Below are 366 nucleotides of genomic sequence, written 5' to 3' on the forward strand. Positions count from 1 at the left end.
CGGTCCAGCTGCCATTGGCTGCCACGGTCGCCGTGGTGGTGACCACGTGGTTGGCGCTGTCGGTGAAGGTGACGGTGACAGTCTGGCCGGCTTCCACACCCGTGGTGGTACCGCTGACCACGGCGGCACCGCTTTCGCTGCTGTTATAGACATGATCGCTGCCACTGCCATCACTGCTGATGGCAATGGTGGCAAGCGTATCCTTGCTGTCGATATTGCTGGCGCTGGCGGTATTGCCAGCCACATCGCTGACGCTGGCTTTCACCGTTACCGCACCATCCACCAGGCCGCTCAGGCTGCTGGCCGGAACGGTCCAGCTGCCATTGGCTGCCACGGTCGCCGTGGTGGTGACCACGTGGTTGGCGC

General features: G+C 63.9%; 1 protein-coding gene. It reads right to left on the minus strand.

Going from position 1 to position 366, the window contains the following annotated elements; all coding sequences use genetic code 11:
• A partial coding sequence (locus JHD64_RS21285; RefSeq protein WP_199055628.1) for a hypothetical protein occupies positions 1 to 366 on the minus strand: 366 nt, incomplete at both ends.

Source organism: Aquitalea sp. ASV15, assembly GCF_016429115.1.
Lineage (GTDB): Bacteria > Pseudomonadota > Gammaproteobacteria > Burkholderiales > Chromobacteriaceae > Aquitalea > Aquitalea magnusonii.